This window comes from Streptomyces kronopolitis, assembly GCF_050953795.1.
GTDB classification, from domain to species: Bacteria; Actinomycetota; Actinomycetes; order Streptomycetales; family Streptomycetaceae; genus Streptomyces; species Streptomyces kronopolitis_A.
The window spans coordinates 5655015-5665297 of record NZ_CP191850.1; the positions used below are offsets into that span (position 1 = coordinate 5655015).

At 74.5% G+C, this 10283-nt stretch carries 6 protein-coding genes and 1 pseudogene; 1 reads left to right on the forward strand and 6 read right to left on the reverse strand.

From position 1 onward, the window contains the following. The 4 genes and pseudogenes from ACQP17_RS25200 to ACQP17_RS25215 all read right to left on the reverse strand — a co-directional run bounded on the left by ACQP17_RS25200 (position 1) and on the right by ACQP17_RS25215 (position 4245). Positions 1–798, reverse strand: a complete 798-nt coding sequence (locus ACQP17_RS25200) for an ABC transporter ATP-binding protein (RefSeq protein ID WP_433858313.1) — start codon at positions 796–798, stop codon at positions 1–3. Between the two features lie 192 nt (positions 799–990). Next, a pseudogene (locus ACQP17_RS25205) lies at positions 991–1615 on the reverse strand (helix-turn-helix domain-containing protein). A gap of 244 nt (positions 1616–1859) precedes the next feature. Then, positions 1860–2540: a response regulator gene (locus ACQP17_RS25210; protein ID WP_364877545.1), complete on the reverse strand. Its 681-nt coding sequence runs from the start codon at positions 2538–2540 to the stop codon at positions 1860–1862. A gap of 46 nt (positions 2541–2586) precedes the next feature. After that, a complete protein-coding gene (locus ACQP17_RS25215; RefSeq protein ID WP_433858314.1) occupies positions 2587–4245 on the reverse strand; it encodes an ATP-binding protein in 1659 nt (552 codons plus the stop codon). 165 nt (positions 4246–4410) lie between these two features. On the opposite strand from ACQP17_RS25215, the gene ACQP17_RS25220 reads away from it, so the two are divergent. Then, entirely contained in the window at positions 4411–5826 is a 1416-nt protein-coding gene (locus ACQP17_RS25220) for a cation:dicarboxylate symporter family transporter (protein ID WP_433858315.1), read from the forward strand. 317 nt (positions 5827–6143) lie between these two features. Here the strand turns inward: ACQP17_RS25220 and glgB are convergent, their stop codons facing one another. Beyond that, positions 6144–8603, reverse strand: a complete 2460-nt coding sequence (gene glgB / locus ACQP17_RS25225; protein ID WP_433858316.1) for a 1,4-alpha-glucan branching enzyme — start codon at positions 8601–8603, stop codon at positions 6144–6146. A gap of 96 nt (positions 8604–8699) precedes the next feature. Then, positions 8700–10208, reverse strand: coding sequence for a maltokinase N-terminal cap-like domain-containing protein (locus tag ACQP17_RS25230; protein ID WP_433858317.1), 1509 nt, complete (start codon positions 10206–10208; stop codon positions 8700–8702). Positions 10209–10283 lie beyond the last annotated feature (75 nt).

Here is a 10283-nt window from a genome sequence, read left to right on the forward strand (position 1 = left end):
TCAGCTCGTACGGCCCTTGGAGTCGAACAGCCGCATCCGGTCCAGGACGCTGTCCGCGGTCGGCTCGTGCAGCTCCTCGACGATCCGGCCGTCGGCGAGGAAGACCACCCGGTCCGCGTAGCCGGCGGCGACCGGGTCGTGGGTGACCATCACCACCGTCTGGCTCATCGCGCGCACCGACTCCCGCAGGAAGCCCAGGACTTCGGCGCCGGAGCGGGAGTCGAGGTTGCCGGTCGGCTCGTCCGCGAAGATGATCTCCGGCTGGGCGGCCAGCGCCCGGGCGACCGCGACGCGCTGCTGCTGGCCGCCGGAGAGCTGGGCGGGCCGGTGGGAGAGCCGTCCCGACAGGCCGACGGTCTCGATGACGGCGTCGAGCCAGGCCTGTTCGGGCTTGCGGCCCGCGATGTCCATCGGCAGCGTGATGTTCTCCAGCGCGGTCAGCGTCGGCAGCAGGTTGAAGGCCTGGAAGATGAAGCCGATCTTGTCCCGGCGCAGCCGCGTCAGCTGCCGGTCGTTGAGCGAGGACAGCTCGGTCTCACCGATCCGGGCCGAGCCGCCGGAGATCGAGTCCAACCCGGCCATGCAGTGCATCAGCGTCGACTTGCCGGAGCCGGACGGGCCCATGATCGCCGTGAACCGGGCCTTGCCGAAGTCGACCGAGACGGAGTCCAGCGCGACCACCCGGGTGTCCTCCTGGCCGTAGACCTTGCTCAGGTCCGTGGCACGGGCGGCGACGGCAGCGGTGTGGAGGGAGGCGGGGGAGGCGGGGAAACCCGGCGAGGCGGCCGCGTGGGACACGGGAACTCCTGGAAAAAGGACGGATGTTTCGACGTCCTTATTTTCGAATGCGCAGATCCTCCCGGTCTTCACCCGCAGGGACCGAAAGCCGGACCGGCCGGAAGTGCCACCCTTGCCCCCGCCGTCATCCTCTGGACGGACGGACCTCAGCCCTCCGGCCGACGGCGGAACCCCGAGGCGCCGGGCCGCGGTTCACGGGTGCGAAGCGTCCACGCGGGACCAGAATTCCGCCAGGATGCCGTCGAGAAAGGCGCGTCCCGCCCGGCCGGACTCCTCGGCGCGCCCCGCCGCCCCAGTGCAGCGTAGCGGCCACCGTCGCCCGGTAGTCGGTGTGCAGCTCCCGCAGCACCTCGCGCAGCAGCCGCCCGGGCAGCGGGACGACCGTGCCGACCGGCCGGACGGCGGCCTGCCAGCGGGTGGTGACGGCGCCGGTCAGCAGCTCGGTCAGCCGTGCCTCCCGGCCGGTGAAGCGGATCAGCGCGGGCAGCGGCAGTGCCGGCGCCCCGGCGAGCGCCGCGGCCTGCCGCTCGGTGCCGCGCCGGCGGCCGCCGTCCTCCAGCCGCTCGTAGGCGGCCGGGTCCATCCCGATCGCGCGCGCGAGGTCCGCGGCGGCCAGGCCGCGCGCCAGCCGGTGGCCGCGCAGGGTCTGCGGAGTGCCGAGCAGCTCGGCCGGCGCGCACCCCAGGGCGCCGGCCAGCGCGGCCAGTTCGGCCTCCGAGGGGGTGCGTTCCCCCGCTTCCCAGGCCGCCACCGTCGCCGGCGGCAGCCGGATCCCGTAGGCGGCGGCGATCCCGTACGCGACATGGGCCGGGGTCATGCCGAGGGCCTCGCGGAGCCGTCGGGCGGCCGTGGCGTCGAAAGGGGACCGGCGGGGCTCCCCGGCGGGTGTGCGCACCGGCTCACGGTAAGTGGCGGGGCGCCGGGGCACCTATGGTGCGGAGGACCAAGGCGGCACGTCGTAGGAAGCTACCAGGCGGCGCCCTCGCCGGGTCCGGCACTCCGGGCGGCGGCGCCCGGCACGGCCGCCAACCGGCCGTGGGGCGCCGCCGGCTGACCGCCGGTCAGTGTCCCGACCAGCGATAGCGCAGTTCGGGCCGGCCGACGTGGCCGTACTGGGGCGCGCGGGCGGCCCGGCCGGCGACCACGAGGTGCTCCAGGTAGCGGCGCGCGGTGATCCGTGAGATCCCCACGTCGGCGGCGGCCTCGGTGGCGGTCAGCCCGCCGCCGGAGGCCCGCAGCACATCGGTCACCGCCCGCAGGGTGGCCGCCGTCAGGCCCTTGGGCAGCGCGGCCGGCTGGGGCGAGCGCAGCGCGGCCAGCGCCCGGTCCACCTCGTCCTGCCCGCTGGCCTCGCCCGTGGTGGCGCGGAACCGGGCGTAGCGGGTGAGCCGGTCGCGCAGGGTGGCGAAGGTGAACGGCTTGAGGACGTACTGCACCACGCCGAGCGAGACGCCCTCGCGCACCATCGTCAGATCACGGGCGGAGGTGACCGCGATGATGTCGGCGGTGTGCCCGGCCGCGCGCAGCGAGCGCACCAGCGCCAGCCCGTGGGCGTCGGGCAGATAGAGGTCGAGCAGCAGCAGATCGACGCCGTGCGCCTCCAGGTGGCGGCGGGCGCCGGCGCCGGAGTGCACGGTGCCCGAGACGGTGAAGCCGGGAACCCGCCCGACGTACAGGGCGTGCGCGTCGGCGGCGACCGGATCGTCCTCGACGACGAGGACCCGGATGTCGGGGGCGCTCACCGCGGGACTCCTGCCCGGACCGGGCGCGCCGGGAGGGGCGCCCCGCTCATGCCGTCGCCCCCGCCCGCAGCGGCAGCCGCACGGTGAACCGCGCCCCGCCTCCGGGGGCCCGGTCCAGCGTCACCGCACCGTCGTGGCGGCGCACCGCCTGCTGCACCAGGGCCAGGCCCAGACCGCGGCCCCGGGCGGAAGGCGCCGCGCCCTGCTTGGTGCTCCAGCCGCGCCGGAAGATCTCGTCCGCGGCGTCCGCGGCCACCCCCGGACCGTTGTCCGCCACCCGCAGCAGCAGTTCGCCGTCGGCCGCCCGCGCGGTGACCGCCACCCGCGGCGGGGCGGCGCCGGGCTCCCGGGGCGCGGCCGCGGCGTCGAGGGCGTTGTCCAGGAGGTTGCCCAGCACCGTGACCAGGTCACGGGCCGGCAGCGCGGGCGGCAGCAGCCCGTCGTCGATCCGGCTGTCGGGCGTCAGCGTCAGCTCGATGCCGCGCTCGTTGGCCTGTGCCGCCTTGCCGAGCAGCAGCGCGGCGAGCACCGGCTCGGCGACCGCCCCGACCACCTGATCGGTCAGCGCCTGCGCCAGCTCCAGCTCCGCGGTCGCGAACTCCACGGCCTCCTCGGAGCGCCCCAGTTCGATCAGCGACACCACGGTGTGCAGCCGGTTGGCGGCCTCGTGGGCCTGCGAGCGCAGCGCCTCGGTGAAACCGCGCACCGAGTCCAACTCCCCGGACAGCGCCTGGAGTTCGGTGTGGTCGCGGAGGGTGACCACGCTGCCGCGGTGCTCGCCGCCGGAGACCGGCGCGGAGTTGACCACCAGCACCCGCTCGCCGGTCAGCTGCAGTTCGTCGACCCGCGGGCCGGGCGCCAGCAGCGCCTCGGTCAGCGCCGGGGGCAGCCCCAGCCCGGTGACCGGGCGGCCCACCGCGTCGCCGGACAGCCCCAGCAGCTCCCGCCCGCCGTCGTTGATCAGGGCGACCCGGCCCCGCCCGTCGAGCATCAGGAGCCCCTCGCGGACGGCGTGCAGCGCGGCCTGGTGGTAGTCGTGCATCCGGCTCAGCTCGCCGGCGTTCATCCCGTGGGTGTGCCGCCGCAGCCGGGCGTTGATCACATACGTCCCCAGGCCGCCGAGCGCCAGCGCCCCGGCCGCCACCCCCACCAGGGCCAGCACCTGGTCGCGCAGCTGCTCGCTGATGGTCTTGATGGTGATCCCGGAGCTGACCAGCGCGGTGATCCGGCCGCCGCGCTGCGGATCACGGACCGGGGCGACGACCCGCACCGACGGGCCGAGCACCCCCATGTGCGTCTCGGCGAAGGTCGTGCCGCGCAGCGCCGGGCCGATGTGCCCCAGGTACGTGTGGCCGATCGCGGCGGGCTCCGGATGCGTCCAGCGGGTGCCGTCCGTGCCCATCACCACCACGAAGTCGACGCCCGCGTCGTGCCGCAGCTGCTCGCTGTAGGGCTGGAGCGCGGCCGTCGGGTCCGTACCGCGGGCCGCCGCGATGACGGCCGGGGAGTCGGCGACGGCGGTGGCCGCCGCGGTCGCCTGCCGCCGCGCGGTCTCCTCCGCCTGCCGGCCGGCGCTGAGGTACGCGAAGACGGCGCAGCCCATGACGGCCACCGCCACCAGCACGACCTGCATCGCGAAGAGCTGCCCGGCGAGGCTGCGGGGGCCCCGCAGCCGTCGGGGCGGCCGGGGTCGGGGGAGTCGCATGCACAACAGTGTGCACGGTGACCGCAGAACCGTCTGCACGGTCACTTTTACGTGAACGAAATGTACGCAAGGGTGACGGGCGCCACAGCGGCGTGCATAGTCGCCGGAACTTGTGGTGCGCCGGAGCCGCAGATCGGCGCACAGCCGTAGACCGAGGAGACAGTCGTGGCCGCACAGACCCCGCCGCGTGGGGGCACCACCGAGGAGACCGCGCCGGCGAAGCGGGACCGGACCCACTTCCTCTACATCGCCGTGATCGGGGCGGTGCTGCTCGGCATCGTCGTGGGCTTCGCCGCCCCCGGTGTCGCCGTCCAGCTCAAGCCGCTGGGCACGGGGTTCGTGAACCTGATCAAGATGATGATCTCGCCGGTCATCTTCTGCACGATCGTGCTGGGTGTCGGCTCGGTCCGTAAGGCCGCCAAGGTCGGCGCGGTCGGCGGGCTGGCGCTCGGCTACTTCATGGTGATGTCGACGATCGCGCTGGCCATCGGCCTGGTGGTCGGCAACATCCTGGAGCCCGGCTCCGGACTGCATCTGACGGAGACCGTGCGGCACGCCGGCCAGGCCCAGACCTCGGGCGGCGGCGAGTCGCTGCCGGAGTTCCTGCTCGGCATGATCCCCACCACGCTGGTCTCCGCCTTCACCCAGGGTGAGGTGCTGCAGACGCTTCTGGTGGCGCTGCTGGTGGGCTTCGGGCTGCAGGCGCTGGGCACGGCGGGCGAGCCGGTGCTGCGCGGGATCGGGCACCTCCAGAAGCTGGTCTTCCGGGTGCTGGCCATGATCATGTGGGCGGCGCCGGTGGGTGCCTTCGGCGCCATGGCCGCGGTGGTCGGCGAGACCGGTCTGGACGCGCTGAAGTCGCTGGCGGTCATCATGGTCGGCTTCTACACGACCTGTCTGCTGTTCGTGATCGTGGTGCTCGGCACGCTGCTGCGGCTCGTCGCGGGCGTCAACATCTTCCTGCTGCTGAAGTACCTCGCCCGGGAGTTCCTGCTGATCCTGTCCACCTCCTCCTCGGAGTCGGCGCTGCCGCGGCTGATCGCGAAGATGGAGCACCTGGGCGTCAGCAGGCCGGTGGTCGGCATCACCGTCCCCACCGGCTACAGCTTCAACCTCGACGGCACCGCCATCTACCTGACGATGTCCTCGCTGTTCGTGGCCGAGGCGATGGGCAAGCCGCTGCCGCTGGGCCAGCAGATCTCACTGCTGGTGTTCATGGTCATCGCCTCGAAGGGGGCGGCGGGCGTCACCGGCGCGGGCCTGGCGACGCTGGCCGGCGGCCTGCAGTCGCACCGCCCCGAACTGGTCGACGGCGTCGGCCTGATCGTCGGCATCGACCGCTTCATGAGCGAGGCGCGCGCCCTGACCAACTTCGCGGGCAACGCGGTGGCCACGGTGCTGATCGGCACCTGGACCAAGGAGATCGACCGCGCCCGGACCGCGGAGGTGCTGGCCGGACGGCTGCCGTTCGACGAGAAGTCGCTGGCCGACGAGGCGTCCGCCGGGCCGGGGACCGCCGCCGGGGCCGACGCCGTCGGCCCGCGCGGGGGCGGGGCGGAGAAGACGCCCGCCGGGGTCTGATCCCGGGCCGCAGGAGGGGAGAAGGGGCGGGTGCCGACACGGGCCCCGCCCCTTCGGCGCGCCGGCCGTCACCCACCCGCGCAGCACCTCGCCGCACCCCCACTCACACCGCCTTGACCTGCGATTTCATCGGCCCGGGTCGATTGTCGGTGGCTCCTGACACCATATGGAGGACAGGGAAGACGCGGCCGGCGAAGGCCGGTGGCGTGGGGGCGCGCACGAGGAGGAATGCGACATAACGCCTTGGGTGAGGGATCTGATCGGCGGGGGCGCCGCGGCAGCGGGAGACGGATCGGACAAGCACCGCCCATGAGTGCTCAGAGGGGTCGTAGCCAGACGGTGGCCAAGGGGGGCAGTACGGGGGTGACGGAGGCGGCGCGGCCGTTCCAGGGGACCGGCTCCGCCGTCAGGGGGTCGGGGTTGGTGACACCGCTGCCGCCGTAGCGCGGGTCGTCGGTGTTGAGGACCTCGCGCCAGGCGGAGAGGTGGTCGGGGACGCCGAGCCGGTAGGCGTGGCGGACCACGGGGGAGAAGTTGGTGACCGAGATCAGGGGGGAGCCGTCGGCGGCGAAGCGCAGGAAGGAGAAGACGTTGTCCTCGCGCGCCTCGCCGTCGATCCAGGAGAAGCCGTCCGGGTCCGTGTCGCGTTCCCACAGTGCGGGCGCGTCGGCGTAATGACGGTTCAGCGCGCGGACCAGATCGCGCACCCCCCGGTGGTCCGCCTCCGCCTCGTAGCAGGGGTCGAGCAGCCACCAGTCCGGTCCGTGGCTCTCGGCCCACTCCGCGCCCTGGGCGAACTCCTGCCCCATGAAGAGGAGTTGCTTGCCGGGGTGGGCCCACATGAAGCCGAGGTAGGCCCGGTGGGTGGCGCGCTGCTGCCACCAGTCACCGGGCATCTTCGACACCAGCGCCCGCTTGCCGTGCACCACCTCGTCGTGCGAGATCGGCAGCACGTAGTTCTCGGAGTAGGCGTAGATCATGGAGAAGGTCATCTCGCCGTGGTGGTACTTGCGGTGCACCGGCTCCTTGGCGGCGTAGCCCAGCGAGTCGTGCATCCACCCCATGTTCCACTTCAGGCCGAAGCCCAGCCCGCCGAAGCCGCCGGGCCCGACATGATGGGTGGCGCGGGTGACGCCGTCCCAGGCGGTGGACTCCTCGGCGATGGTGACGACGCCGGGGCAGCGGCGGTAGACCGTCGCGTTCATCTCCTGGAGGAAGGCGACCGCGTCCAGGTCCTCCCGGCCGCCGTGCACGTTCGGTGTCCAGCCGCCCTCCTCGCGCGAGTAGTCGAGGTAGAGCATGGAGGCGACCGCGTCGACCCGCAGGCCGTCGATGTGGAACTCCTCGCACCAGTACACCGCGTTGGCGACCAGGAAGTTACGGACCTCGGTGCGGCCGTAGTCGAACTCCAGGGTGCCCCAGTCCGGGTGCGCGGCCCGCGCCGGATCCTGGTGCTCGTAGAGCGGCCGGCCGTCGAACTCGGCCAGCGCCCAGTCGTCACGGGGGAAGTGCGCCGGCACCCAGTCCATCAGGACGCCGATGCCGGCCCGGTGCAGCGCGTCGACCAGATACCGGAAGTCGTCCGGGGTGCCCATCCGGGCGGTGGGCGCGTAGAAGCCGGTGACCTGATAGCCCCAGGAGCCGCCGAAGGGGTGCTCGCACACCGGCATGAACTCGACGTGGGTGAAGCCCAGGTCCTTGACGTACGCGGGGAGCTGCGCAGCCAGCTGACGGTAGGTCAGCCCCGGCCGCCAGGAGGGGAGGTGCACCTCGTAGACCGAGAACGGCGCCCGGTGCACGGGCCGCTCCCCGCGCCGGGCCATCCAGTCACCGTCGGTCCATTGGTGGTGCGCGGCGTCCACGATCGAGGCGGTGGCCGGCGGGCACTCGGTCCGCCGGGCCATCGGGTCGGCGCGCACGGTCCGGGTGCCGTCCGGCCGGGTGATCTCGAACTTGTACAGCTCGCCCTCGCCGACGCCCGGCAGGAAGAGCTCCCAGACGCCCGAGGAGCCCAGCGACCGCATCGGGTGGCCGGTGCCGTCCCAGCAGTTGAAGTCGCCGACGACCCGGACGCCCCGGGCATTCGGCGCCCAGACGGCGAAGCGGGTGCCGGTCACCCCCTGGTGGTCCATGATCCGCGCGCCGAGGGCCTGCCACAGCTGCTCGTGCCGCCCCTCGCCGAACAGGTGCAGATCCAGCTCGCCGAGCGCCGGCAGGAAGCGGTAGGGGTCGTGCACGGTCACGGTGTGGTCGCCGTAGTCGACCAGCAGCTCGTAGTCCGGGACGGTGGTCAGCGGCAGCACCCCCGCGAACAGCCCCGCGCCCTCGGCGTGCAGCGCGGCGCGCAGGCCCTTGGCCAGGACGGTGACGCTCTTCGCGCACGGCCGCAGCACCCGGATGAGCAGTCCGCCGCGCACGGGGTGGGCGCCCAGCAGCCCGTGCGGGTCGTGATGGGTGCCGTCCAGCAGCCGGTCGCGGTCCTCGTCGGGCAGCGGGGCGGCGGCCCGCACCCCGTGCCCGCCGCCCGCCGGCCGCGCCGCGCGGAAGGTGGCCGGGGCGCCCTCGGCGCGTCCGGGCGCCGGGGCCGTACGGGGTGCCAGCGGCGGGCGGGCGGCGGGGGTGGCGCCGGCCGTGTCCTGCGTGGCCGTCCGGCCTTCGGCGGACGGCGGTCGGGAGGCCGCCGGGCGGCCGGGGAGCCCCGCCGTGCGGTCGTCGGTCGCGCCCCGGGCGGGCGCGGGGTCGGGGGAGTGCGGAGGGGACGGCGGGCGGGCGGTCACGGGAGGGCCTCCTCGGGCGGGGCAGCGGTCGGATCTCGGCGGGCAACGGGCAACGGGCAACGGGCGGCGGTGCGGCGGCGGTTCGTCGGCGGCCCCTCACCCCCGGCCGTCGGACCCGGCGGACCGGGACGCGCCGGACCCGTCCGCCCCCACGGCCGGCTCCCCGCCCGCGGCCAGCCGCCGGATGGCGGCCATCGGGACGGACAGCCAGTCGGGCCGGTGCCGGGCCTCGTAGAGCACCTCGTAGACGGCCTTGTCGGTCTCGTAGGCGCGCATCAGTTCGGGCGCGGAGCGCGGATCGAGCCCGCCGGCCTCCGCGTAGCCCAGGCAGTAGGCGTCACGGGTGCGGCGCGCCCAGTCCAGCGACCAGGGGTCGCCACCGGCCGGTCCGCTGCGCGCCGCGTAGTCGAAGGAGCGCAGCATCGCCGCGACATCGCGCACCGCCGGCTCCAGCCGCCGCCGCTCGGCCAGCGGGCGGGCCGGCTCCCCCTCGAAGTCGATCAGCGACCAGCGCCCCTCGTCGGCGGAGCGCAGCGTCTGGCCCAGATGCAGATCCCCGTGGATGCGCTGGGCGGCCCAGCCGCGCCCGTCGCGGCCGAGCGCGGCCAGTGCGTCGAACGCGGTCCGCAGCCGGGCGCGGTAGGGCTGGAGCACGGGCACGGCGCGGGCGGTGGCCGTCAGCCGCTCGTTCATCCGGGTGGCGATCGTTTCGAGCTGCGGCCGGCGCAGCTCGCAGACCGGCAGCGTCTGGGCGAGCGCGGTGTGCACCTCCGCCGTGGCGTGGCCCAGCGCCCGCGCCGAGCCGCTGAAGTCGGCCCGCACCGCCAGCGCGTTGAGCGCCAGCTGCCAGCCGTCCGCCGAGCCCGGCAGGAACGGCTGGAGCACGCCCAGGGTGGTCGCCTCGCCGCCCTCCTCCACGGCCGGCGCCTCGAACCACGCGGCCGGCGCCGGCACCCGCGCACACTTGGCGTCCGCCAGTGCCCGGGGCAGCTCCAGGTCCGGGTTGATGCCCGGCTCGATCCGCCGGAAGACCTTCAGGATGAACGAATCGCCGTACACGATCGAGGAGTTGGACTGCTCGACGGCGATCGGCCGGCCGGTCAGCCCGGCGGGGATGACGGCGTCCGGCTCGCGGCAGAAGCGCAGCGCGCCCAGCCGGCCCGGTACCCGCAGCCGCTCCAGCAGCAGCCCGCACAGCCGCGGGTCGAGCAGCGCGTCGTAGACCGTGCGGCCGGCGAGCGGGCCGACGCTGGGGCGGCCGATCGCCGCGGGCGCCAGCTGCGGCGGCGGCGCCCGGTGCACCCCGAGCAGCAGCTGGTAGCGGTCGCCGCCGGCGGGGGTGCGGCTCGGCGGCGCGCTCTGCTGGGCGCGGACGAGCAGATGCAGCAGGCCCGGCGTGCCGCCGTCGGCGGTGCACGGCAGCAGCTCGGTCGCCGAGAGCAGCGAGAAGCCGGTGACCATCCGTCCCTTGCCGGCGAACCAGCGCTGGCGTGGCACCCATGCGGCGAGCAGGGCGGCCAGTGAGGAGAGCAGATCGGGTGCGGCGGCGAGCGGGCGGCGGTCAGGGGTGTTTCGGGTGGCACGGGTCGAGGCGGTGTCCGACATGGCGTCGCGTCCTTTCCCCGGGCACACGACATATAGGGCCAAGTGTCCCGGAATGCGGCCTTGACTGTGCGGCGG

Coding starts and splice junctions, on each gene's coding strand:
- ACQP17_RS25230 (WP_433858317.1), bottom strand. CDS start 10,208: ATGTCGGACACCGCCTCGACCCGTGCCACCCGAAACACCCCTGACCGC.
- ACQP17_RS25215 (WP_433858314.1), bottom strand. CDS start 4,245: ATGCGACTCCCCCGACCCCGGCCGCCCCGACGGCTGCGGGGCCCCCGC.